Origin of the sequence: Microvirga sp. BSC39 (assembly GCF_000739015.1) — a bacterium.
Classification (GTDB): Bacteria; Pseudomonadota; Alphaproteobacteria; order Rhizobiales; family Beijerinckiaceae; genus Microvirga.
Genome location: NZ_JPUG01000002.1, coordinates 1 through 24125, shown reverse-complemented (window position 1 = coordinate 24125; position 24125 = coordinate 1). Strand labels below are relative to the sequence as shown.

Sequence of the window (24125 nt, the reverse complement as noted above, 5' to 3'; positions counted from 1 at the left end):
GCCGGCTCCGATCATTGCCGCTGCTCCGATCTTCACCTGGACCGGCTTCTACGTCGGTGTGAACGCTGGCTACGGCTGGTCGGACGACGACTTCGACTCCGTTGCCCTGGCTGACGACGACAACGACGGCGGCTTCGTCGGCGGCGCCCAGGTTGGCTACAACTACCAGATCGGCTCGTTCGTGGTCGGTCTCGAAGGCGACATCCAGTACGCCGACTTCGGCCGTGAGGGTGCCTTCGTGGTGGGCGGCACCACCTACGACATCGACAACAGCGACTGGTTCGGCACGGTGCGTGCTCGCGCCGGTGTGGCCTTCGACCGCGCTCTGATCTACGCCACCGGCGGTTTCGCCTTCGCTGACGAGGCCAACGGCTGGACCGTGGGTGGTGGTGTGGAGTACGCCTTCACCAACAACCTGTCGGCCAAGATCGAAGGTCTGTACGTCAACCTCGACAACGACGACGACTTCCCGGGCTTCGACGGCGAGACCGACTTCGGTGTGGTGCGCGCTGGTCTGAACTTCCGCTTCGGCACCTACTAAGATCCGTCTCTTCTACAGAGACAGAAAAGGCCCGGGTCAACACCCGGGCCTTTTTCGTTTCAGGGCGTCACCCGGGTCTTGGCGTAGGCCGGGACGCGGGCCTCGAAATCGGCGAGCCAAGCGACGAGCTTCGGGTGGCTTTCGCGCCACCGGCCGCCGAAGCGCAGGTCGAGATATCCCAATGCGCAGGCAAGGGCGATCTGGCCGATCTGCAGGTCCTGGCCGGGAGTCGACAGGTGAGCCTCCGCGTGATCGAGGCCGCGGCGCACCTTGTCGGCCTGATGATCGACCCACTTCGGCTCGCGCTTGTCCTCCTGGCGGAAGCGACCTTCATAGACCTGAAGCAGCGCCGCATCCATGATGCCGTCGGCCAGTGCCTGATCGCGCAGGGCGGTAAACCGCTCCGGCCCGTTCGGGATGACACGACCGCCGCCGGCCAGATGATCGAGATAGTCCACGATCACGCGGGAATCGTAGAGCACATCCCCGTTCTCGAGGATGAGCGCCGGGATCTTGCCCAGCGGGTTCTGCTGGCGGATCGAGTCCTCGGGGTTCAGCGTGTCGGCATCGACGATCTCGATCCTGTCGGACAGGTTGAGGATTGAGGCGGTGAGCTTCACCTTCCGGCCGAAGGGTGAAGCGGGCGAGGAGCGGAGAACGAGCATGAGCAAACCCCTGGATTGACGAGACTAGCGCATCGTGAGGAAAAGTGGATCCGGTTTTCGCTAGCGCGGCCCGCTGGGTCCACCCCAAACGATGCGCTGCTTAAAGGATTGAGCATCGGATGGATCCCAAAAGTGCAAATCCACTTTTGGGTCCGATGCTCTAGGGCCAGTCATGAACGGTCGCGGCGCCTGCGGCAATCCGTTTTAAGCAGGGGCCCCGAAGGCTTCACAGCGATAAGCGCCGTAGCCGCGGCGCGACAGGCGCTCCGCCAAAGCAGGCAGAAGAATCTCCGCCTCCTCCCTCAACGACCAGGGCGGATTGAGAACGAAGAGCCCGCTACCGTTGAGCCGTGCCGCATCGCGCGGATCGTCCACATAGAGTTCGAGCCGCAGGCCCGGACGCGGGCTCTCCCGATGGAGCCGCTCGGCCACCGCATCGACGGGGCCCACATCCTTGATCGGGTACCAGCCGGCATAGACACCGGTCGGCCACTTCTTCAGGGCGGCGAGAAGCTCCGCGCCGAGGCGCTCCAACTCGTTCGGCTTTTCGTAAGGCGGGTCGATCAGGACGAGACCGCGCTTCTCCTTGGGCGGAATGAGGGCATGCAGGGCGGTCCAGGCGTCGAGATGCATGACCTTGAGGTTGGAAACCTCGTTGAAGGCCTCGCTCAACACCGCATGATCGGCGGGGTGCAGTTCCACGAACACACCCCGGTCCTGCCGCCGCAGGATTTCCCGCACGATGCCGGGGGAACCAGGATAGATGGTCTCTCCGTGCCGGGCGCGCACATCGGCGATCACCTTGCGATAGGGAGCAAGGATCTCCTCCACCTCGGGAGCAAAAGCTTCGTCCAGGCGCGCGATCCCCTCGATCCACTCCCCGGTTCGCTCGGCCTCGTCGCCGGTCAGATCGTAGAGGCCGATTCCCGCATGGGTGTCGATGACGCGAAGCGGCGTCTCCTTGCGCTGCAGATAGGCGAGGATCCGCACCAGAAGGGCATGTTTCATGACGTCGGCGAAGTTGCCGGCGTGAAAGGCGTGGCGGTAGTTCATATCTGTCCTAAGGCATCGGACCCCTTTAGGATCAGTCCGACGCCCCTTTCCTTGCTCGGCGCATCGTTCGATGCGCTATCTCACCGCCGGGACCATGATCTCGCCCGCGCGGCAGCCGTCGCGATCGACCTCGGGGCACGGGCGGAAACCGCGCAGGTCCTTGCCGAGGCAGATACGCACCTCCTGGAAGATGCGACGTCTGCAGGAAACCGAAATCATGTCAGGGCGCAAGCCCGGATTGGCATTCAGGAAAGCCTGCTCGATTTCGCTCGGCAGCACCCGCGGGCGGCTGTCCAGCCCCTTGAAGCTTTCCGGAATGCGCACGAGTTCGCGGGCACGTCGAACGGCCTGGAAGTAGCCGCTCGGGGATTCTCCCGTGCAGGTTCCATGCTTGCGCCACTGGTAGCGGGCCAGATTGTCATCCGGGAAGAGGCCGTCGGCCGCGGCGATGGCGGCCTGCGGCACGAAACGCCCACTGGGCTCGCAGAAGCTCGGATAACCCCTTTCGTTCTGCGGCCACAGGCCATGGGTGACGAAGCCGAGACCGCTGCCGCTGTCGCATTGCGGGCTCCGACTGCCGCTGTTCTCGCAGAATCCCGGCGACCAAGAGAGCGCGAGCACATAGAAGTCGAACTGCCCCATGGGGGCGCCCCTCGCCTCCCGCGGCCCCTGGGCCGCAGTCGGAGAGATCAAGAGAAAACAGGCGCCCGCGAAAGTGAGGCACCAGCGCAGGATCAAGGGGCAGCCTGCTTGCAATGGGGCGCGAAGGCGTAGTGGCGGTCGAAGCCGTCCACACAGGCCTCCGTGTCCCAGCCGATGCCGATGAAGCCGAGATCCTCGCGGATCGAGAAGTTGATCTTATGTTTGTAGCCGTCCGAGACGAGCACGGTGCCCGTGCAGTAGCGGCGGGGAATGTAGTCGAGTCCCCAGGGACGCCAGGCAACCTGCTGCACCCGCTCAAAGGCGACGATCTGGAGCTTGGAGTTCCAGAACTTGTATTCCTTGTTCTGGAAATTGACGCTGATGTCGTGGAGCACGGACGGATCGGCGCAGGCCGGCAGCGAGGCGTCGAAAGGCTCTTCCCGCCGCTCCGCGGGGGTGATCTCGCGGGCCATCACAGGTGCGCTCAACATCATGCAGGAGATGAAAGCCGCCAGCCACTTCATTCGGGTGCTCCAACAGGTCTTTGGATCGTGTTCCATCGACCATGTGGGCGAAGCCCGAGAAGGTCAAGGCTCCGCTTACTGTTTAATAGATGGCGTGGCTGTTCAGCACCAACGGGGCATTGGCCGGACGCCCCTGGGGCCGCGGCGGGAGATATGTCTGCTCCGGGGGCCGGCCGGTCGGCGGCTGCGGATAGGATGGAGGCTGTGAGCCCCTGGCCCCGCCAGGACCGGGCAGATCGGCCGCATAGCCGTTCGAGGACGAATACCGCGGTGGAGGAGCCACGGGCGCAGCCAGGGCCGGAGCCGGAGGCGGCGCAGGCGGGATGTAGGCCTCGCCTTCCGGCACATCCTGTTCCAGGTCCACAGGCGCAAGATCGCCGGCAGCGGCCGCGCTCTGGAGCACTTCCTGGCTCTTCTCGGGATCGATCCGGGGCGCGAACTTCAGGATCGGCTTGCAGATGCGCCGCTGCCCTTTCGGGTCGTGGCGCGCCAGGTCGATGTGGAGGTGATCGTAATGGAAGGCGTCGGAGCCCGGCCCCAGAACCGTCGTGAAGTATCGGCAGGCACCGACGAAGACCTCGCGGAGGAATTCCTGCTCGGCAGGATCCCGGCTCCGCCAGCCGTTCATCACCGAAATCTCCCGCCCGTCGACCAGGGCGAAGCCCATGACGTCCAGCGCGTTGCCGAAGGAATGCTCGGAGAGCTTGGCGCCCCTCTGGTTGTTCCGGGGGCGGCAGGAATAGGAGCCCGCCTTGATGTCGGCGAGCGGCACGCCGAAATACATCTTTGCGGCAGGCCTCACGATCTCATCGATCCAGGTGTCGATCTGCGGAATGATCGGGCAGGCAAGCGTCACCTTGGACTTCAGGCCCACAGCGCCATTGTTGAAGGCCGAGACCTTGAACGGGTAATCCATGCCGCAGACGCCGGGGCCCTCAATCTTGGAGCTCAGGGCCATGTAGGCTGAAGGCTGCACGAGCCGCTGCGACAGGCAAGCCTCCTCGGCCTGCGCGCGCCAAGGCTCGCGCTGCTCGAACCGAAACAGTCCGCAACCGGTGACTCCGAGCCCAATGAGCGATAGGGCAAAAAACGCAACTAACCCACGACGCATGGGCGAAGGTTAGCAACAGGCCCGTAAACATCTCGTCAACGGCAACCGGCGCCAGCCGCCTCGCCTGCGATTCGGCGCTCCCGACCCCGAATGCCCTGGGAGGCGTCGTAAAATCCGGGTGCGACACAATAAAGCAGGAACTTTTTTCGCTTCTCTCTGAAAACGATTTCACTTCAGCAAAACCAACGCGTTAACGATTTGTTAACCATTCCGACAACTGCCTTCCGGCGCCTGATCGCCCCGGCATGCGCTTCTCAGACCCTCGCAGGTTTGATACCTTACCTATCCATTCATAGAGGGGATTAACCCCTATAGGGAAAGGGGGCTGCGATGCATCTGACATCCGATCTCGACTGGACGGCCAAGCTCAACATCGTAGCCGTTTGCGCTTCCTCCTCGTTCATTCTTGCCGTCGTGGCAGGTCTTTTCTGAGGTAGATCTGCGGCTCCCGGCGAGCCGCTCCACGATCTTCATGGTTTCTCCACGCTGCCGCGGTTTCCCGGCAGCTTTTTTATGTCTCCGGGCAGGGCGTCTCCGTGATGCCCCAGGACATGACGTTGATCTCCATCCGGCATTGGGCGAGCCGCGACCCTTCGGCCGTCTTCAGGCACACCTTCTCCCCGGGGGCAAACATCTTTCCCTGCGCCCGGCAGTAGCATTCGAGCGGGTTGTGATCGGGAGACTGGGCTGTCTGAGATGATGTCGGCCACTCATGAGCGCCGGCAGGAGTCAGAACCATCAGGCTGAGAACGAAGACCACGCTGCGCATGAGGCATCTCCGCGTGTCATTTCTCTCGCGATGGTCCGCCTTTCCCGGCATAAGGTCAAGACAATGCCCCTCAACGCAGCCTGCCTCTATGCGCCTCACATCATCGGAACTCCTGATCCGTCCCGGAACCGCAGCCGACAGCACCGCCATCGGGCGGATCCTGGCTGACGGCTGGCGCCAAGCCTAATCCGGCTTCATGTCGAAGGACGAACTCGGCCCTCGCATCGACCCTGATTACCGGGCCAAGGAGATCGGGACGTGGCTCTCGACGGAGTTCGACCCAGGCACGGAACTGCTGCTCGTCGCGGAGCAGGCCGGCGACGTGACCGGCTTCCTCGCCGCGCGCCTTGGCGACCGCAACGATGTAGGGTCGGTGGCACAGGTCACGCTGCTCTACGTCTCGCCACGGACACAGGGTCGAGGCACCGGACGGAAGCTCCTTCTGGAGGCCGCCGAGTGGCTAAAGACGCGTGCTCCCGGCCCGGTCTCCATCGGGGCTTTCGAGCAGAACCCATTCCGCTTCTTCTACGAGGCCATCGGAGGCGTGGTGGTCAAGACGGTCATGGTCAGGGTCGATGCTCGCGAATGGCCGGTGGTCATCCACCTCTGGCCCTCGCCGCAGGCGCTTCAGGAAGGCATCCGGGCCAGAGAGGCCTGACGCCTCAGGCCCACCGCTCCATGGCGCGATCGTCGGCCTCCTTGGCCTCGACCCAGGCTCCGACGGTGCCGTCCTTGAGGTGCTCGCGCTTCCAGAACGGGGCCTGCGTCTTGAGGTAATCCATCATGAAGGACGCTGCCTCGAAAGCAGCCGTGCGATGGGCGCTGGCGGCCAGAACCAGCACGATCTCCTCGCCGGGTGAAATCCGCCCGAAGCGGTGAATGACGGTGAGACCCAGCAGAGGCCAGCGCTTCTCCGCCTGCTCGGTGATCCGGTCGATCTCGGCCTCGGCCATGCCGGGATAATGCTCAAGTTCGAGGGCCACCAAACGCCCGCCCTCATCCCGGCATAGGCCTGTGAAGGCAACGATCGCACCGATATCCGCCCTCTCGGCCGTCAGGTTCGCCGTCTCGGCGGCAACATCGAAGGGCTCGGCCTGGATGCGGATCGTGTGTGCCATGGCGCTCTTGAGGCTAGCCGCCCGTCATCGGCGGGAAGAAGGCGATCTCCCGCGCTCCGGCAATGGAAGCCCCGGGTTTGACATGGACGTGATCGATGGCCGCCCGGACGATGCCCTCGTTCTCGAAAGCGTACTCGTATTCCTCGCCCCGGCCTTTGAGCCAGCGCACCAGATCGGCCACGGTCCCGATGCCCTCCGGCACCTCGACGTCCTCATCGGTCTTTCCGACCCTTTCGCGGACCCATGCGAAGTAGACGAGCTTCATGGGCTCAGCCCTCGTCCATGAGGTGGTGGATGCCGTTCTTGAAGTAGTCCCAGCCGGTATAGATCGTCAGGACCGCCGCCACCCAGAGCAGGACGACGCCGATGAGCGTATTGTTCGGCAGAACCGTCTCGCCGGCCGGTCCCGCGATCAGGAACCCCAGGGACACAAGCTGCAGGGTGGTCTTCCACTTGGCCACGCGGCTCACCGGCACGCTGACCTTGAGCTCGGCCAGGAATTCCCGCAGGCCCGAGACCAGGATCTCGCGGCACAGGATCACGATGGCAGCCCACAACGTCCAGCCATGGATGGTGCCGTCCGCCACCAGCATGAGCAGGCAGGCGGCCACCAGGAGCTTGTCGGCGATGGGATCGAGCATGCGCCCGAGGGCGGATTGCTGGGAGAAGGTGCGCGCCACGTAGCCATCGAGGTAGTCGGTGATGGCCGCCAGGGCAAAGACGATCAGGGCAAACCAGCGGGACCAGTGGTCCTCGGGCCAGAACAGCAGGCCGACCACGGCCGGCACCGCCACAAGCCGGCCATAGGTCAGCATGTTGGCCAGGTTGAAGGCCTTCGAGCGGCCAAAGGAGGAAGCACTCTTCATATTACCCGCAGGAAGCATGACGACGGAGGGTCCGTCAATTGCAGACGGCCGCAATTGCGGAACGTCACCCTTACGTGATCCACATTCCGCCGCGCTCAACCCCGCTCGTGAAAGAAATCGTAGACGGCGCGGGCCGTGGCGGCGTTCACCCCGGGCGCCTTCATCAGATCCTCCAGGGCGGCCCGCTGGATCGCCTTGACGGTGCCGAAATGATGCAGGAGCGCCCGCTTGCGGGTCGGTCCGATGCCGGGAATCTCGTCGAGGGGATTCTTGACCAGCTCGCGCTTGCGCTTGGCCCGGTGCGCCCCGATGGCGAAGCGGTGCGCCTCGTCCCGCAGGCGCTGCACGAAATAGAGGGCAGGATCCCGCGGGGGCATCTTGAAAGGTGGCTGACCCGGCCTGAAGAAGGTCTCGCGGCCTGCATCGCGGTCCCGGCCCTTTGCGATGCCGACGAGGGCCACATCGTCCTCGCTGACGCCCACTTCGGCTAGCGCCTGGCGGGCCGCTTCGAGCTGCCCCTTGCCGCCGTCGATCAGCACCAGATCGGGCCAGGCCGGCAACCCGTCGTCTCCATTGGCGGCCCCGGTGCCATCCGGCCCCCGCGGCTCCTCCTTCACCAGGCGGGCGAAGCGGCGCTGCAGCATCTCGCGCATCATGCCGTAATCGTCACCTGGCTTCAGGTCCTCGGACTTCATGTTGAAGGTGCGGTAGTGCTGCTTCATGAAGCCGTTGGCGCCTGCCACCACCATGGCGCCCACCGCATTGGTGCCCATGATGTGCGAGTTGTCGTAGACCTCGACCCGCCGCGGCGCCTTCGACAGCCCGAAGGCTTGGCCCAGAGAGATCAGGAGCTTCTGCTGCGAAGCCGTATCGGCCAGCCGCCGACCGAGCGCCTCGCGGGCATTGCGAAGCACGTAGTCGATGAGCTGACGCCGCTCGCCGCGCTGCGGCGCATGAATTTCGACCTTGGTCTCGCCCTTGGTGGAGAGCGCCGCCGCCATCAGCTCGGCATCCCCGATCTCGTGCGAGAGCAGAACGAGGCGCGGCGCTGGCTTGTCGTCGTAGAACTGAGCGATGAAGGAGCCGAGAACCTCCTCCCGGCTCATGGATTTGTCGGCCTTCGGGAAATAGGCGCGGTTGCCCCAGTTCTGCCAGTTGCGGAAGAAGAACACCTCGACGCAGAACTGCCCCGCCTGCTCGTCGAGGGCGAACACATCCGCCTCCTCGACCGACTGGGTGTTGATGCCCTGCACGCCCTGGATGGCCGAGAGCGCCGCCAAGCGGTCGCGGCAGCGAGCCGCGCGCTCGAATTCGAGATCCTCGGCCGCCTGCTGCATCTCCTCGGTGATGCGCTGCTTCACCGCGTTCGATTTTCCCGAGAGAAATGCCCGCGCCTCTGCCACGAGCCCGGCATATTCGTCATGCGGGATCTCGTTGGTGCAGGGGCCGGAGCAGCGCTTGATTTGATAGAGCAGGCACGGCCGCGTGCGGTTCTCGTAGTAGCTGTCGTTGCAGGAGCGCAGCAGGAACGCGCGCTGGAGCGCGTTGATGGTGCGGTTCACCGCCCAGACGCTGGCGAAGGGGCCGTAATAGTCGCCTTTGCGCTTTCGCGCGCCGCGATGCTTCACGAGTTGCGGCGCCTCGTGGTCTGCCGTGAGCAGGATATAGGGCAGCGACTTGTCGTCCCGCAGCAGCACGTTGTAGCGGGGCTTGAGCTGCTTGATGAGGTTTGCCTCGAGCAGCAGCGCCTCGGTTTCCGTCGCCGTGGTGACGAACTCCATCGACGAGGTCTCGCCGATCATCCGGGCAATGCGGTTTGAATGGGCCTGCCCGCGGGCATAGGAGCCCACCCGGTTCTTCAGGTTCTTCGCCTTGCCCACATAGAGAACGTCGCCCTTCGCATCGAGCATGCGATAGACGCCGGGCGCATTGGGAAGCGTCGTCCAGAAATGCCGGATCACCTCCGTGCCGCGCTGGACCGAACCAGGATTGGCCTCCAGGTCGAACTCGACATCGGAGCCGCTCTCAAGGGCGACAGACTGGTCGTCTTCCTCGTTGTCCAGAATATCCGGCGGGACGTCATTGGTGGTGTTGCGACTCATAGAGGAGATTTAAGGTCTCGGGAGTCGGGAGGAAAGTACCGCCGACGAACTGGCGCAGCCTTGGCATTCGGTCTAAACCGCCAAGCTCCTGGGACTCAGCGGAGCCGGATCATGCGCCTGTCGATCGTCACATCAGCCGTCGTTGCGGCCCTGGTGGGGTTCGGCAGCACGATTGCGATCATTATCGCGGCGGCGCAGGCCGTGGGCGCGGATGCAGCCCAGACCTCCTCCTGGGTGGCGGCCCTGTGCCTCGCCATGGCGGCGAGCAGCGGTTTCCTGAGCGTCCGATACCGGATGCCGGTCATCACCGCATGGTCGACCCCCGGTGCTGCGCTCATCGCAGCCTCGGTCGGCATGTCCATCCACGCGGCTGTCGGCGCCTTCCTGCTGGCCGGCGCCCTCATCGTGCTGGCAGCCCTCATCAAGCCGTTCGGGCGCGCGATCGAGCGCATTCCGACCTCCATCGCGGCCGCGATGCTGGCGGGCGTGCTGCTTCAATTCGTCGTCGGGGTGTTCCAGAGCGCGCAGGGCGCGCCCGGTCTCGTCCTGCCCCTCGTGGCCATCTTCCTGGTGGTGCGCCTGTTCAACCCGTCACTGGCCGTTCTGGCCGTGCTCTTCGTCGGCCTCGGCATCGCCTTCGGCGGCGGAATGGCCAGACCCCTGACGTCTGGCCTGAGCCTCTCTTCCCTCACCTTCATCGCGCCTGCCTTCGAGCCCACGGCGCTGGTCGGCCTCGGGCTGCCCCTGTTCCTGGTGACCATGGCGTCCCAGAACCTGCCGGGCTTCGCCGTGCTCAGGGCATCCGGCTACCAGCCCCCTTCCCGGCCGATCCTGGCCGTGACCGGGCTGGCCTCCGTGACCACCGCCCTCTTTGGGGCCCACACGAGCAATCTCGCAGCCATCTCGGCGGCGATCTGCACCGGGCCCGATACCCACCCCGACCCCTCCAAGCGCTGGATGGTCGGCCCCTTCTATGCCTTGAGCTACCTGGTCTTCGCCGCTTTCAGTGCGGCGCTGATCAGCCTGATCGCAGCGCTGCCGCCGGAGCTGATCAAAACCGTGGCGGGGTTGGCTCTCCTCGGTGCCTTTGCGGGAGCCTTAGGCTCTGCCCTTTCCGAGGGCTCCAAGGTCTTTCCGGCCGTCATCACCCTGGCGGTCACGGCCTCCGGCCTCACCCTTTTCGGCATCGGCTCCGCTTTCTGGGGTCTGGTGGCGGGTCTCGTCACCCTGGGGCTCGATTCGTTGGCGATCCGCCTGCGCAAGCATGCCTGATCTGGACGGGCGCCTCCGTTAAGCTTAAGACTTCGTTACGAAGAACAAGAACGGGGGCTCTCATGGCCGGAATGACGCTTGCACGGCGGACCGCCGCCATCATGCTGACGGCGGCTCTGGCAGCCTGCCAGGGCACATTCAGCGCTTCGCCCGAGGGCATTCCCGTCGCCCTTGAGAGCATCGACGGGGCGCCGGCCCCGATCCGGACCGCCTTGGCCGAAGAGCTAGCCACCGCAGCCACCGACCGCAAGGTCGACCTCGTCGGCGCCAGCGCCGAGGCGCGCTACCGGGTCCGCGGCTATCTCTCGACTGCGAGGGAGGGCGGGGAAACCAAGGTGGCCTATGTCTGGGACGTGTTCGACTCCCAGAAGCGTCGGGCCAAGCGCCTGGAGGGGTCGAGCCCCGCGCCAGTTGCCTCCATCTCGTCCCTGGACAAGCAGGCTCTCGCCAGGCTGGCCCAGGCCAGCATGGGTGAAATCGCCGATTTCCTGAGTGCGGCCAAGTCCGAGACACCCTCCGCAGCCGAAACGCCGATCCAGACGGCGGAGGTTCAGCCGACAGAGACTTCGGACGACGAGAACCAAGTTGCAATGCAATGATTGCATGGCAATAACCCGGCATTGCAGCCCATCAAAGCCGCCACGTGTATTGTGACGGTTTGATATCGCTGCTAAGACCCTTGCGCCCGGCCGCGCAGGGATCACGGGATTGCGCAACGGGCATTATCGGTCACACAGAGCCAAAGTTGCTTTCATGAAGCTCGTTGCGGGAAATTCCAATCGTCCGCTGGCGGAGGCCATCTCCGCCTATCTCAATGTTCCCTTGGCCAGGGCTCAGGTGAAGCGCTTCGCGGACATGGAGGTGTTCGTCGAGATCCAGGAGAATGTGCGCGGCGAGGACGTGTTCATCATCCAGTCGACCTCGTTCCCCACGAATGACCACCTCATGGAGCTCCTGATCATCACGGATGCGCTGCGCAGGGCCTCGGCCCGCCGCATCACGGCGGTGATCCCCTATTTCGGCTATGCCCGCCAGGACCGGAAGTCGGCATCGCGCGCGCCGATCTCGGCCAAGCTGGTGGCCAACATGATCGCCCATGCGGGAGTCGACCGTGTGCTGACGCTTGATCTCCATGCCGGCCAGATCCAGGGCTTCTTCGACATCCCGACCGACAACCTCTTCTCCGCCCCCATCCTGGCGCGCGACATCAAGGAACACCTTGACGGCGGCAACCGGATGGTGGTTTCGCCGGACGTAGGCGGCGTGGTGCGCGCCCGTGCGCTTGCCAAGCGCATCGACGCCCAGCTTGCCATCGTCGACAAGCGCCGCGATCGCCCCGGCGAGTCCGAGGTGATGAACATCATCGGCGATGTGTCCGGCCGCTCCTGCATTCTGGTCGACGACATCGTCGATTCCGGCGGCACCCTGGTGAACGCGGCCGACGCGCTCCTCGCCAACGGGGCGAAGGAAGTCTACGCCTACATCACCCACGGGGTCCTGTCCGGCGGCGCCGTGGCCCGCATCGCCAGCTCCCGCCTCAAGGCGCTCGTGATCACCGATTCCATCATGCCCACCGAGGCGGTGAAGGCGGCCCACAACATCCGCGTCATCTCCATCGCGTCCCTCATGGGCGAAGCCATCGGCCGCACGGCGACGGAAAGCTCGGTGTCGAGCCTGTTTGATTAGAACTGTTCGGGCGCAGCCAAGGCGCTAGGCCAGAACCCTGCCATCCGTTATAACCTCTCCATCTCTGGAGAGATGAGATGAGACAGGTTTCCAGTGCATTCGCATTCGATGCGCTCTTTCTGTATCCGAGCGCCGACCAGACGATTGGGCCATGCCTTGCATCGGCGGGTGAATTTGCCCGCGCCGAAGTCGACTTCCTGCTCGCGCACCTGTCTCCCGACTCTGCCGTCTGCGATGTGGGCGCCAACATAGGGACCGTCGCCATCCCTCTGGCCAAGGCACTGCCGGGCCTGTCCGTTTTTGCACTCGAGCCGCAGCTGCCGATTTTTCGGCTGCTCATGCGAAACGTGGCTCTCAATGGGTTGATGTCTGTCGAGGCTTATCCCTGGGCCCTGGGTGAAGTGGATGGAACAATTGAATTCGCGACCCCTGCCCTGACCACCCAGGCAAACTTCGGAGCCATCGGGCGTGGAAGCCAGAGTGGAGACAAGGTTCCGGTCATCATCCGCAGACTGGATTCGCTGGCGCTGCCTTCCTTGAGCATCATCAAAATCGATGTCGAAGGATATGACCTGGAGGTGGTCCGCGGAGCGCAGGAGACGATTCAGCGGGACAGGCCTATCCTGTTTTGCGAAGCTCATGCCTCGCCCAAGACGGTTGAGTTGATCGGATTATTGGACCAGTGGGGCTACGACACCTACTGGTTTTTCGCTCCCTTCGTTTCAGCATCGGCCTCCCAGCGGCCCAACGGCTCGGCTAGAATTGTCGGCGACACCAATATTGTTGCCTTTCCTAAAGGGAAAGAACCACGCTGCCCCCTCCCCCGCATCGGCAATCCCGAGGAGGACTGGCGCAGGCGGGTCAAGGAGATGCGGTATCTCGAGCGGTATGGCTGTTATCCGTAGCTCGCTGAGAGGTCCGAATTCCGGATCTCTTAACATGATTGTCTTCCGCAGGAATTTCCCTTATAGGGGTGCCGCGCCCGCTCGACACCCTTGGAGGCACGGGCGCCGACCTCATGGCCGCCGATAGGTTTCAAGACCTTGGCGGCCATCGGTTTTTCAACTCAATCGATAGGACCACGACCATGAGCGAAGTAAAGCAAATCAAGGCCGTGGCGCGCGACCGGGCCGGCAAGGGGGCCGCCCGGGCCGTTCGTCGCCAAGGCCAAGTTCCCGCCGTCATCTACGGAGCCGGCCAGCCGGCCCAGGCGATCGCCCTCGACTTCAACCAGACCAAGCAGCTGATCTTCGCCGGTCACTTCCTCACCACGATCTTCGAGATCGACGTGGAAGGCCAGACGATCCGCGCCATTCCGCGCGACTACCAGCTCGACCCGGTCCGTGACTTCCCGATCCACATCGACTTCCTGCGCCTTTCGCAGGGCCAGGCGATCAAGGTCGTGGTTCCGGTGCACGTGGTCGGCCAGGAGAAGAGCCCGGGCGTGAAGCGCGGCGGCGCTCTCCAGATCGTCGAGCACTCGGTGGAACTGCTCGTTCCGTCCGACTCGATTCCGGACTTCATCGAGGTTTCCGTTGCAAACCTCGAAATCGGCTCGTCGATTCACCTCAACGAAGTTGCCCTGCCGAACGGCGCCAAGGCGACCTCGACCGAGAACATGACCCTCGTGACCGTTGTGGCCCCGACCGGCCTGACGGAGACGGACGCGGCTCCGGCTACCGAAGGCACCGCTGCCGCCTAAAGGCTCTGATCGGGCGTTCAAGCCCATCAATCGGCTTCAACGCTCCGACCGCAAGGCCGGAGCGTTTCTTATGAGCAGGACCAAGCGATGCGCCTCTTCGTCGGCCTCGGCAATCCCGGATCCCGCTACGCCAGGAACCGACACAACATCGGGTTCATGGCCGTGGACGAGATCGCGCGCGTGCACAACGCCGGCCCCTGGCGCAAGCGCTTCCATGCGGAGGCTGCCGATGCCGTGATCGGGGCTGAGAAGGTGCTGCTGATCAAGCCGCAGACCTTCATGAACCTGTCGGGCCAGGCCGTGGGAGAAGCGCAGAACTTCTTCAAGATCCCGCTGCACGACGTGACGGTCTTCTACGACGAGCTCGATCTCCCGCCGGCCAAGCTGCGCGTGAAGATCGGCGGCGGCAATGCAGGCCATAACGGCCTGCGCTCGATTTCGGCCCATTGCGGCAACGAATACCGTCGCGTGCGCCTCGGCATCGGCCATCCCGGCCACAAGGCTCTGGTGCAGAGCCATGTGCTGGGCGATTTCGGAAAAAGCGAGGAGGCCTGGCTCGATGACCTGTGCCGGATCATCGCGGACAACGCCGCCCTTCTCGCTAAAGCTGAGGACGGCAGCTTTCAGAACAAGGTCCACCTCGCCATGGAGGCGAGAGGCTGGACGGACGTGAAGCGGCCCGGAGAAAAGGCTGCCGAAGGCAAGAACAACGCCGGCTAGAGGCTGGCTATCACAAGGAGTGAGGCCATGGGCTTCAAAATGGGCATCGTCGGCCTGCCGAACGTGGGCAAGTCCACCCTCTTCAACGCCTTGACGCAGACGGCTGCGGCGCAGGCCGCCAATTACCCGTTCTGCACCATCGAGCCCAATGTGGGCGACGTGGCGGTGCCGGACGACCGGCTCGATCAGCTCGCATCGATCGCCAGCTCGGCGCAGATCATCCCGACCCGCCTCACCTTCGTGGACATCGCCGGCCTCGTGCGCGGCGCCTCCCGCGGCGAAGGCCTGGGCAACCAGTTCCTCGCCAACATCCGCGAGGTCGATGCCATCGCCCATGTGGTGCGTTGCTTCGAGGACACGGACATCACCCACGTTGAGGGCAAGATCGACCCGGTTGCCGATATCGAGACCATCGAGACCGAGCTGATGCTCGCCGACCTCGACAGCCTCGAGAAGCGCGTCACTGCGCTCGAGAAGAAGGCCAAGGGCAACGATAAGGAGGCGAAGGAAACCCTCGACCTCGTCAACCGCACCCTGCCGCTCCTGCGTGACGGCAAGCCCGCCCGCATGGTGGAGCGTAAGGCCGAGGAGGAGCGCTTGTTCCAGATGCTTGGCCTCCTCTCCTCCAAGCCCGTTCTTTACGTGTGCAACGTGGAGGAGGCCTCCGCCGATCAGGGCAACGCCTTCTCGGCCAAGGTTTTTGAGCGAGCCAAGGAAGAAGGCGCCAAGGCCGTTGTCGTCTCGGCCAAGATCGAGAGCGAGATCGCCGTTCTGCCGCCCGACGAGCAGAAGGACTATCTCGACGCCGTGGGCCTCACCGAGCCCGGCCTGAACCGGGTGATCCGTGCCGGCTACGAACTGCTCGGCCTCATCACGTACTTCACCGTCGGCCCGAAGGAAGCCCGCGCCTGGACGATCACCAAGGGCACCAAGGCTCCCGGCGCCGCCGGCGTGATCCATACGGATTTCGAGAAGGGCTTCATCCGCGCCGAGACCATCGCCTATGCCGACTACACCTCCCTGAAGGGCGAGGCCGGCGCGCGCGATGCGGGCAAGCTGCGGTTGGAGGGCAAGGAATACACCGTGCAGGACGGCGACGTGATGCACTTCCGGTTCAATACCTGAACCTGTCGGAATCCTGAACGCGCACTTTTTCGCCCGTTCAGGACCGTCATGCGACAAAGCCTGCATGGAGGTTCACATCCCATGCAGGCTTTTTTTGAAAACTTCGTCGCCCCTGGCCTGGGTAATGCCGAGTTCTTTGTCGGTGTGCTCGTAGCCTGCGGCTTTGTCATGATCGGCATCTCGTCCCTGTTGCCCAAGAGCGGCGATGACGAGCTCGAATGGTGGGAACGGTAATTTAAGCCTTACGGCAGCCGCAGGGCCTTGGGTCCGATCCCGAGGCCGATCTGCAGGCTTTCGGCAATCCGCCCTGCCCGATCCACGAAGAATGCCGCCACGTCCGGCTCGCAGATCTCTTTCGCCGTCTGCTCGAACAGCGCCAGCCAGCGCGCAAAGAGCTCGGGCGTGAGGTCCATTCCCATGTGGACGGCCTGAGGCTTGCCCTGGTAGCGGCCCGTCCTCAGGGCGATCGAAGACCAGAAATCCACCATCAGGGCCAAATGCCGGCTCCAGCGGCCGGAGAGCGCCCTATGGAAAATCGGCCCGAGTTCCGGGTCGCGGATCACCCGGTCGTAGAAGGTTTCCACGAGCTGCCGGATCATCTCCTCCGTCACGCCCTCGGCCGGGCTGATGATCGGGATGCTGCGGCCTGTGGCTGACTGCGCCAATGCGGACCTCCTCAAAAGCCGAACGGGATGGAGACATGATGCTCCATCCCGTTCGGCTATTCCTTGCGGAAGATCAAGCCGGCCGCTCATAACGGCCCGGTTCGAGCATGGTTAGTGGTGGCTGCGGTTCTCGGGCTTGGCCTGAGGCCCATGCGGGTATTCCTTGCTGTGGGAATGGGTCGTCAGCTCCTGCCGCTGTCCGGCTTCATACTCCGCACCGTAGAACACGCCGTGCAGTCCCCAATACCCGCTCACCAGCACCACGAGGGCAACCGCCAGACCTGCAGGAACCGACGCCAGGCTGCCGAAGCGCGGCAGAGCATTCGGCATCTTCACGGCAACTGCCTTGGCTTCGCGGCACGGATCGGCGGCAACCAGGAAGAGGGCTGCCATGATCAGGGCATGACCGACGAGGTCGACGCGGCCGAACGGGTAGACGGCGGTGAAGAAGATCGCCAGCAGGGCCACGGCCGAGAGACGGCGCACCAGCGCGGTCCAGAGCAGGCCGAATCCCAGGGTGAACTCGGCGACGCCGGCCATCGGGATGAACACGTCGCGCGGCATGCCGAAGGTCAGGAAGGGCTTCTCCTCCACAAGCGGATAGAACCAGTCCGGATAGGCGAATTTTTCCAGGCTCGACCACATGAGCGCGATCGCGATGCCCCAGCGCAGGGCCAGGAACCGGCGGGCGCGCCACTTCTCGTCATTGGACGACGCCATCACCAGATAAGCCGCGACAGCGACGCCAAGGGCCAGATAGTCGAGCAGATGGAACAGGTCGTACTCCCGCAGCGCCACTACCCAGAGGGTGATGATGCCGGCCGCCGCAATCGGCATGGTCCGGCGCGAGAACACGCACATGGCGATCAGCAACTGCGCCCAGGAGATCACCTCGTAATCCGTCTTGAGATCGGGCGTGAGATAAACCCCGCCGACGGCGAAGATCGCCACGAAGAAACCGCCGATGGAGACCCGCATGAAATCGTCGGCCCGGTTCCAGAGCGGCGCGCTGACCCGGTCGAGGCCCGACTGGATGCCGCGGCCGACAGATGTGCGCTCGACGACGAGCGTGGCGATAAAGAAGGCCAGCACCAGGCCGATGCCGGTCCAGAACCACACATTGGTCAGGGTGGCGGAGATCGGCTGCGGGGCGGCGTCGACGATATAGGGCGCGAACCACTTCACATGGGCTTCGGCCGGCGGCGCCCAGAGGCCGGCGCCGAGAGCCGCAAGGCCCGCCGCCGCACGCTTCAGCGATCCCGAATTTGCCGTTCTCGGCTCAACCGGTGTGGAGCCTTCCTGGGCATGTACGCGAGACATGACATCCTCGTTGTTGGACTTGATCGTTAGGATGATCAAGGGTGTACACCCGGCGACCCGAGGACGATATTCCGACAATGCCCCTAAGGGCTTTCCCGTAATGATGTCATAGGCTCCGCTGGCTTCGGTCTGGGGCCCTGAGCTTGTGAGGGATCGATCCCGAACCTTGAGCGTTGAGCTCTCGTCCTCTTCGATGCCGGATCATGAAGCTTCACCATCGCCACGACTGGAATCTCTCCCCCTCCGAGGCCATCGCCCTGCAGCACGAGCTGCGGAGCGAGGTCGTGTCCGACCGACCCATCGATCTGGACGCTGTGGGGCTGGTGGCCGGCGTCGACGTGAGCGTGAAGAACGAGCAGTCGCAGGCGGCCATCGTGGTTATGACCTATCCAGGCTTCCTGCCGGTGGAGACGGTGCTGGCGCAGCGCCCGACACCCTTTCCTTACGTGCCAGGCCTCCTCAGCTTCCGCGAGGGGCCGGTTCTCGAGGAGGCCTTCGAGAAGTTGAAAACCGTGCCTGACGTGTTCCTCTTCGACGGCATGGGCATCGCCCACCCTCGCCGCATCGGCATCGCCAGCCATATGGGCCTGTGGCTGCAGCGCCCGACGATCGGCTGCGGCAAGACGCTTCTGTGCGGACGCTACAAGGATCTCGGCGAAGACAAGGGCTCGGCCGCGCCGCTCATCGATCGCAAGGAGACCATTGGCGTGGCCCTGCGCACCCGCACGGCCAAGAACCCCATGTTCATCTCGCCGGGCCACCTGGCCGATATCCCCACCGCCACGGAACTCGTCCTGCGCTGCTCCCCGAAATACCGCCTGCCCGAGCCGATCCGACTGGCCCACAACGCGGCAGGACAGTTCTCGCCGTAAGCGCCCTCGCCGCTGCGCACAACTCCGTTTTCCGCACTCAATGCGCTCGCATTAGATCCCGCTGAGCGCTCCGAACCTGCGCAAAAGCGACGTTACGTCATCAAACCTACTTGTTCGGGGAGTTGCCGCGCGCAGGCCCTTTAGCGACAGATGGAGGCAAGAAACGTTATTTCAGAAAGAGCCATGGGATGGCGCGGTCCTTTCTTTATACAAATGCGTTTTCCTGGGGAGAAATCTTCTCGGGAGCTTACACAGTCGTTTTCGCATCGAGCCAATATTACACCGTGGATAAGACGATCAACGGCGTTGGATGTGTGATTACTTACACTGGCAGTGCAATGCTTACCGCTAGTCCGGTCATAAACGAGGTCTTGGTCAAAAATCGGCAGACCGGTGCAGACTTGGCGCGCATCGTAAGGTACTGGGAGGGAGATAAGGATTCAAATATCACCCGATCAGTCCAAGAGTTGCAGAGCGGTGGGTTTGCCTCGTTTGCGCACCTCATGGCCAGTGAAGACTGGAGCGTTCAGATCGGCTCCGACCAAGAAGACATCATCATAGGTGTTTCGTCCGACTTTGAGAGCCTCAATGGCAGGGCTGGCAATGACACCCTGATCGGCGGTGTGGGCGGCGACATGATGTCGGGCGACGAAGGCTTTGATTACGCCTCCTATGCGGCTGCCAGCACAGGCGTCTTTGCGTCCATGAACGGTTGGGCGGATCAAAACACCGGAGATGCGTACAACGATCGCTTCTATGGTGTCGAAGGGCTGATCGGCTCTGCTCACGGTGATCGTCTCATTGGCGATCAGGTTGGGAACCATCTGCTCGGTGGCGATGGCAACGATACGTTGGGCGGAAACCGTGATCCTTCGCTAAATCCCGGTGAAGACACTCTCGATGGCGGTTCGGGTGTCGACACGGCGCAGTTCCTTTTCAACTGAGCCGACTACGACATTGTCTATGTCGGCGGCTACTGGCGTGTGAGCAATCGCACGGCAGAGCGTGACGGTACTGCTTTGGTCGCCAATGTGGAGTTCCTTCAATTCGCGGATCGGATCATCGCGGCGCCGGCTGGTTCTGGACCTATCTACGGCACTCCTGGCCCCGACCCGCTGACTGGCACATCTGTCGCGGATACGATCTATGGCCGCGGCGGCGACGATACCATTCATGGGGGTGATGACAACGACCGCCTCTATGGCGATGCCGATAACGACTACCTCTATGGCGATGCTGGCGCGGATACGCTTGAGGGCGGAGCCGGCGATGATACCTATGTGGTGGATGGCAGCGACACAATTCTTGAAACGAATAGCGACGGGTCTGATGCCGGCGGCACCGATACTGTCAGGACCACCTTAAATAACTACACTCTCGGCACGAACCTGGAGAACCTGACCCTTGTCGGAATCGCGGCGATCGATGGCACGGGCAACGCACTTGCCAATCATATTGTCGGCAACATCGCGGCCAATTCTCTCGATGGTTTAGGTGGCGCCGATACGCTCCAGGGCGGCGATGGGGATGACGTTTATCGGGTTGGCAGTGCGGACGACGTCATCATCGAAGCAGCAGGCTTCGGCACAGACACACTTATCGCAAGCCATACCTACACACTTGCTCCAGGGGTGCATGTCGAGATCCTGCAAGCTGCGATGGAAAGCGCCGAGATCAATCTGACCGGCAACGAATTGGGCAACACGCTTATTGGCAATGGCGAGGACAACAGTCTCGATGGCGGCGCCGGTGACGACACCGTGGTGTTGAGCGGCAGGCGTAGCGATTACACCATCACGCGCAGTGCCAATGGGTGGATCATGTTTGCTGACAACCGGGAGAATGGGGACGGAACCGATATGATCCGCAACATCGAGATCGTTCGATTCGCGGACAGCAAAGTAACCCTTGCGGAACTGCTCAACACTGCACCGACTAGCCTTTCGATCAGTAGCGATGTGGTAGACGAGAATACTCCGACAGGTGTTGACGTAGGGCGCATAACTCTCACCGATGATCTCGGCGACACCCATCGCTTCCAACTCATCAACGATGCCGATGGTCGCTTCAGCATCGACGTTGTCACTGGGGTGCTCAAGGTCGCCGACGGCGTCAGGCTCGATTATGAGCAAGCCACCCACCACACAGTCGAGGTCCTTGTCACGGACGCTCTTGGAGAGAGCGCTCGTAAAACCTTTACCATAAGAGTGGACGACGTTCTGAACGAGGTGGCTAACGGAAGCCGGTTCGCCGACGTGATGAAGGGAGGGGCCGGCAGGGATTCATTCAATGGCTTGGCAGGCAACGACCGTATTGAGGCAGGCCTCGGCAAGGATACGATTTTCGGCGGTGCCGACCACGACATTCTTATCGGCGGTGGGGGTGACGACCGGCTGATCGGCGGTCTGGGCAAGGACACCCTCACCGGCAATTCCGGTCGCGACGTCTTTGTCTTCGATGACCGGGACACAGGCACGTCAAAGAGCAGAGCCGACTACATCACCGACTTCTCGGGCCGGCAGGGCGACAGGCTCGACCTGAAGCTGGTGGATGCCGACACCAAGAAGCGCGGCGACCAGAAGTTCACCTTCATCGGCAAGGACGCTTTCAGCAAGGCCGGCGAGGTCCGTTATGAGAAGACCAAGAAGGAGACTTACGTCTATCTCAACACGGACAACGACAGGGCGGCGGAAGCGGTCATCAAGCTGAAGGGCTCACTTGAGCTCAGCAAGAGCTGGTTCGTTCTCTAATCATTCAGAAACAGACAAGTCCAAGGGGACGGGTGATGCCCGTCCCCTTTTTCGTCCCTCGGCACGGGGCGGCGGATCAGGGCTGCAGCGGCGGGTCTCCCAACGAGGCGCCCATTGTGCTAGGGCAGGCCTCGACAAGGGGTTGCTCATGCGCACGTTCGAAGATCTGCCGGTCGGCTTTGCTCAAACCCTCGGCCCGCTTCCTGTGTCGAAGGACGACATCCTGGCCTTCGCCCGGGAATATGATGCGCAGCCCTTCCATGTGGACGAGGTTGCGGCCAAGGACAGCTTCATCGGCACCCTGATCGCCTCGGGCTGGCACACCTGCAGCCTCAACATGCGCCTCGTGGCCGATGGGCTGCTTCTGGACTCGTCCGCCATGGGGGCGCCGGGCATCGAGGAGGTCAAATGGGTGAGACCCGTCAGGCCCGGCGATACCCTGCGCTCGCACGTGAAGGTTCTGGAGAGCCGCATCTCCAAGAGCAGGCCGACGCTCGGCCTCGTCAAGCTCCACTTCGACATGATCAACCAAGCCGACGAAACGGTGCTGACGCAGACCAACTGGGTGATGTTTGCGACAAAGGATGCCGAGCCCTTCTCCGGCGAAGGCCGTCAGGTTCTCACCGCCGTGGCGGATTCCCTGCCCGGCGAACATCCGCAACGCGAGATCCCGCCGATCTCCTCAAATCCCTATTTCGAGGATCTCGTTATCGGCGAGACGGAGGAGCTGGGCTCCTACACCTTCCTGCCGGACGACATCATCAACTTCGCGAAGCAGTACGACCCGCAGCGCTTCCATGTGGATGCGGAAGCCGCTAAGAGCAGCCTGTTCGGGGCGCTGTGCGCCTCCGGCTGGCATACGGCAAGCGTGTGGATGAAGCACATGGTCGGCCATCGTGAGCGGATCCGCGCCTATGCGCTCGCCCATGGCCAGCGCCCGGCCCGGCTCGGCCCCTCTCCGGGCTTCTCCAACCTGAAATGGCTCAAGCCCGTCTATGCGGGCGATACGATCACCTACCGCACCACGGTAACGGCGAAGCGCCCCTCCGCCTCGCGCCCGGAATGGGGTCTGGTGTTCCACCACAACACCGGGACCAACCAGAACGGCGAGGAGGTTTTTGCCTTCGACGGCATGGTGTTCTGGGAAAGGCGGGGTTGACCTGTTCTTTCCAGCGTCATCCTAGCACTACTTTGGCAGGTAAGAGGAACCGGGCGAACCCCATCGACTTTTCTCGCTGAAGGATTTTGCGCGGGAGGTCGTCATGAGCACCTCAGTGGCGTGGGAGCACGAACTTCAATCCTGGCTTGAACCCTTCCTCACCCACCTGCATCATCCAGCCCGCCGGCGCATGTGTCCGCTCTATGTGGCTGGGCTGATTGGACCGGGTGAGCGCAAAAGCCTGCAGCCCATCGCGGCTCGGCTTGCTCCTGTCGGCTACGACCAGCTGCATCACTTCGTGTCTGTGGGGCCGTGGGATGAGGCTCCGCTGGAGTCCGAACTGCTGGCGCAGGCCAATCGGCTTGTCGGCGGGCCTGACGCCGTCCTGGTGATCGATGACACCGCCCTGCTCAAGAAGGGCACCCACTCGGTGGGTGTTGGTCCGCAATATGCCGGGGCGGTGGGCAAGAAGGCGAACTGCCAAGTGCTGGTTTCCCTCACGCTTGCCAAGGATGAGGTGCCGATCCCCGTCGCCTTGCGCCTGTTCTTGCCTGACACCTGGGTCAACGATCCCGATCGCCTGCTGCGCGCCGGTGTGCCCGAGCCCTTCTGGACGGAGTGCTCGAAGCCGCAGATCGCACTCACTGAGCTCCAGCGTGTCATGCAGGCTGGCGTGAGCTTCGGGGCGGTGCTGGCTGATGCCGGCTACGGCATCAGCGCGCCCTTCCGGCAGGCGCTCACGGCTCTTGGGTTGCTCTGGGCAGTAGGCACCGTGCGCATTCAGAAGGTTTATCCGGCCGATGTGCAGATGGTGGCCTCCACCACCACGCGCGGACGACCCCGCAAGACGCTGGTTCCGGATGTCGAAGCGGTTTCGGCCGAGGCCATGCTGGCTAAGGTGTCATGGCGCCAGGTCACCTGGCGGCGCGGCACCAAGGGGCCGCTGCGGGCGAGGTTTGCCGCCACGCGTGTGCGGGTGGCTGATGGACCGGCGGTTCAGTTGCGCGGGCATGCCGCCCAGCACCTGCCCGGCGACGAGGTGTGGTTGGTGGGTGAGCATCGCTCGTCGGGGGAGCGCAAGTACTACCTGTCCAACCTGCCGCCCGACACGCCATTGAAGCAATTGGCGTCCCTGATCAAGGCGCGCTGGGTGTGCGAGCAGGCGCATCAGCAGTTGAAAGAGGAGCTTGGGCTTGACCACTTCGAGGGCCGCTCATGGCGCGGCTTGCATCGACATGCGCTGCTGACGCTCATCGCCTATTTGTTCCTGCAGCATCTACGCCTGCGGGCAGCCACAGGGGGAAAAAAGAAAAGCCGGCGGACCACCGCCGCAACCCAGCTTACCGGCCATCCGGCGCCTGCTGCTTGACCATCTGGCACACGCCATGCGCCTGCGATGTCCGTTCTGTCGGGCCCGCTTTACCCTCGGCTCACTGATAAAAGTGCCAAAGTAGTGCTAGGAC

General features: G+C 63.3%; 27 protein-coding genes. 15 read left to right on the top strand and 12 right to left on the bottom strand.

Annotated features, from left to right (window positions below; genetic code table 11):
- Positions 1–541: outer membrane beta-barrel protein (locus MA07_RS00250; protein WP_036345442.1), on the top strand; the 541-nt coding region annotated here is incomplete at its 5' end.
- Positions 542–600: 59 nt separating this feature from the next.
- On the opposite strand, the gene MA07_RS00245 is transcribed toward MA07_RS00250, so the two are convergent.
- From MA07_RS00245 to MA07_RS00220, 6 genes are all read right to left on the bottom strand, one after another.
- Positions 601–1206: a glutathione S-transferase family protein gene (locus tag MA07_RS00245; protein ID WP_036345439.1), complete on the bottom strand. Its 606-nt coding sequence runs from the start codon at positions 1204–1206 to the stop codon at positions 601–603.
- A 204-nt stretch (positions 1207–1410) separates the two neighbouring features.
- The gene (gene rlmJ / locus MA07_RS00240; RefSeq protein WP_036345436.1) at positions 1411–2259 is read right to left on the bottom strand and encodes a 23S rRNA (adenine(2030)-N(6))-methyltransferase RlmJ; all 849 of its coding nucleotides are present in this window, start codon (positions 2257–2259) and stop codon (positions 1411–1413) included.
- Between the two features lie 75 nt (positions 2260–2334).
- Positions 2335–2901, bottom strand: coding sequence for a ribonuclease T2 (locus MA07_RS00235; RefSeq protein WP_081928677.1), 567 nt, complete (start codon positions 2899–2901; stop codon positions 2335–2337).
- Positions 2902–2993: 92 nt separating this feature from the next.
- Positions 2994–3425 (bottom strand): hypothetical protein, encoded by a 432-nt coding sequence (locus MA07_RS00230; protein WP_036345433.1) that lies wholly within the window; start codon positions 3423–3425, stop codon positions 2994–2996.
- Between the two features lie 82 nt (positions 3426–3507).
- Positions 3508–4536 (bottom strand): extensin family protein, encoded by a 1029-nt coding sequence (locus MA07_RS00225; RefSeq protein WP_036345430.1) that lies wholly within the window; start codon positions 4534–4536, stop codon positions 3508–3510.
- A gap of 511 nt (positions 4537–5047) precedes the next feature.
- Positions 5048–5305 (bottom strand): hypothetical protein, encoded by a 258-nt coding sequence (locus MA07_RS00220; protein WP_036345427.1) that lies wholly within the window; start codon positions 5303–5305, stop codon positions 5048–5050.
- 196 nt (positions 5306–5501) lie between these two features.
- Between MA07_RS00220 and MA07_RS00215 the strand changes: the two genes are divergently transcribed.
- Complete coding sequence (locus tag MA07_RS00215; protein WP_036345424.1) at positions 5502–5963, top strand: GNAT family N-acetyltransferase; 462 nt, start codon at positions 5502–5504, stop codon at positions 5961–5963.
- A 4-nt stretch (positions 5964–5967) separates the two neighbouring features.
- On the opposite strand, the gene MA07_RS00210 is transcribed toward MA07_RS00215, so the two are convergent.
- The 4 genes from MA07_RS00210 to uvrC all read right to left on the bottom strand — a co-directional run bounded on the left by MA07_RS00210 (position 5968) and on the right by uvrC (position 9391).
- A complete protein-coding gene (locus tag MA07_RS00210) occupies positions 5968–6423 on the bottom strand; it encodes a molybdenum cofactor biosynthesis protein MoaE (RefSeq protein ID WP_036345421.1) in 456 nt (151 codons plus the stop codon).
- Between the two features lie 13 nt (positions 6424–6436).
- A complete protein-coding gene (gene moaD, locus MA07_RS00205; protein ID WP_036345419.1) occupies positions 6437–6688 on the bottom strand; it encodes a molybdopterin converting factor subunit 1 in 252 nt (83 codons plus the stop codon).
- A 4-nt stretch (positions 6689–6692) separates the two neighbouring features.
- Positions 6693–7289 (bottom strand): CDP-diacylglycerol--glycerol-3-phosphate 3-phosphatidyltransferase, encoded by a 597-nt coding sequence (pgsA, locus tag MA07_RS00200; protein WP_036345416.1) that lies wholly within the window; start codon positions 7287–7289, stop codon positions 6693–6695.
- 95 nt (positions 7290–7384) lie between these two features.
- Entirely contained in the window at positions 7385–9391 is a 2007-nt protein-coding gene (gene uvrC, locus MA07_RS00195) for an excinuclease ABC subunit UvrC (RefSeq protein ID WP_036345413.1), read from the bottom strand.
- A gap of 111 nt (positions 9392–9502) precedes the next feature.
- Here uvrC and MA07_RS00190 point away from each other — a divergent pair, with 111 nt between their 5' ends.
- The 8 genes from MA07_RS00190 to MA07_RS29890 all read left to right on the top strand — a co-directional run bounded on the left by MA07_RS00190 (position 9503) and on the right by MA07_RS29890 (position 16130).
- A complete protein-coding gene (locus MA07_RS00190) occupies positions 9503–10663 on the top strand; it encodes a benzoate/H(+) symporter BenE family transporter (RefSeq protein ID WP_036345410.1) in 1161 nt (386 codons plus the stop codon).
- A 62-nt stretch (positions 10664–10725) separates the two neighbouring features.
- Positions 10726–11262, top strand: a complete 537-nt coding sequence (locus MA07_RS27345) for a hypothetical protein (protein WP_052002619.1) — start codon at positions 10726–10728, stop codon at positions 11260–11262.
- A gap of 154 nt (positions 11263–11416) precedes the next feature.
- Positions 11417–12349 (top strand): ribose-phosphate pyrophosphokinase, encoded by a 933-nt coding sequence (locus MA07_RS00180; RefSeq protein ID WP_036345407.1) that lies wholly within the window; start codon positions 11417–11419, stop codon positions 12347–12349.
- 77 nt (positions 12350–12426) lie between these two features.
- Positions 12427–13254: an FkbM family methyltransferase gene (locus tag MA07_RS27340; RefSeq protein ID WP_052002618.1), complete on the top strand. Its 828-nt coding sequence runs from the start codon at positions 12427–12429 to the stop codon at positions 13252–13254.
- Positions 13255–13436: 182 nt separating this feature from the next.
- Entirely contained in the window at positions 13437–14051 is a 615-nt protein-coding gene (locus tag MA07_RS00170) for a 50S ribosomal protein L25/general stress protein Ctc (protein WP_036345451.1), read from the top strand.
- Between the two features lie 87 nt (positions 14052–14138).
- A complete protein-coding gene (pth, locus tag MA07_RS00165; protein ID WP_036345405.1) occupies positions 14139–14771 on the top strand; it encodes an aminoacyl-tRNA hydrolase in 633 nt (210 codons plus the stop codon).
- A 27-nt stretch (positions 14772–14798) separates the two neighbouring features.
- The gene (ychF, locus tag MA07_RS00160) at positions 14799–15896 is read left to right on the top strand and encodes a redox-regulated ATPase YchF (RefSeq protein WP_036345403.1); all 1098 of its coding nucleotides are present in this window, start codon (positions 14799–14801) and stop codon (positions 15894–15896) included.
- A gap of 81 nt (positions 15897–15977) precedes the next feature.
- Positions 15978–16130 (top strand): hypothetical protein, encoded by a 153-nt coding sequence (locus MA07_RS29890; protein WP_160195347.1) that lies wholly within the window; start codon positions 15978–15980, stop codon positions 16128–16130.
- Between the two features lie 8 nt (positions 16131–16138).
- Here MA07_RS29890 and MA07_RS00155 read toward each other — a convergent pair whose 3' ends face one another.
- Entirely contained in the window at positions 16139–16561 is a 423-nt protein-coding gene (locus tag MA07_RS00155; protein WP_052002617.1) for a group III truncated hemoglobin, read from the bottom strand.
- Positions 16562–16672: 111 nt separating this feature from the next.
- A complete protein-coding gene (locus MA07_RS00150) occupies positions 16673–17881 on the bottom strand; it encodes a hypothetical protein (RefSeq protein ID WP_244445106.1) in 1209 nt (402 codons plus the stop codon).
- Between the two features lie 203 nt (positions 17882–18084).
- Between MA07_RS00150 and nfi the strand changes: the two genes are divergently transcribed.
- From nfi to MA07_RS00125, 5 genes are all read left to right on the top strand, one after another.
- On the top strand, positions 18085–18753 hold the full coding sequence (nfi, locus tag MA07_RS00145; protein WP_036345401.1) for a deoxyribonuclease V: 669 nt from the start codon (positions 18085–18087) through the stop codon (positions 18751–18753).
- A gap of 188 nt (positions 18754–18941) precedes the next feature.
- Positions 18942–19697 (top strand): hypothetical protein, encoded by a 756-nt coding sequence (locus MA07_RS29340; RefSeq protein WP_152568662.1) that lies wholly within the window; start codon positions 18942–18944, stop codon positions 19695–19697.
- Between the two features lie 39 nt (positions 19698–19736).
- Positions 19737–21503: a cadherin domain-containing protein gene (locus tag MA07_RS31105; RefSeq protein WP_152568661.1), complete on the top strand. Its 1767-nt coding sequence runs from the start codon at positions 19737–19739 to the stop codon at positions 21501–21503.
- A gap of 148 nt (positions 21504–21651) precedes the next feature.
- On the top strand, positions 21652–22662 hold the full coding sequence (locus tag MA07_RS00130; RefSeq protein ID WP_052002622.1) for a MaoC family dehydratase: 1011 nt from the start codon (positions 21652–21654) through the stop codon (positions 22660–22662).
- Between the two features lie 103 nt (positions 22663–22765).
- On the top strand, positions 22766–24031 hold the full coding sequence (locus MA07_RS00125; protein WP_036345392.1) for an IS701 family transposase: 1266 nt from the start codon (positions 22766–22768) through the stop codon (positions 24029–24031).
- The last annotated feature ends 94 nt before the right edge of the window (positions 24032–24125 follow it).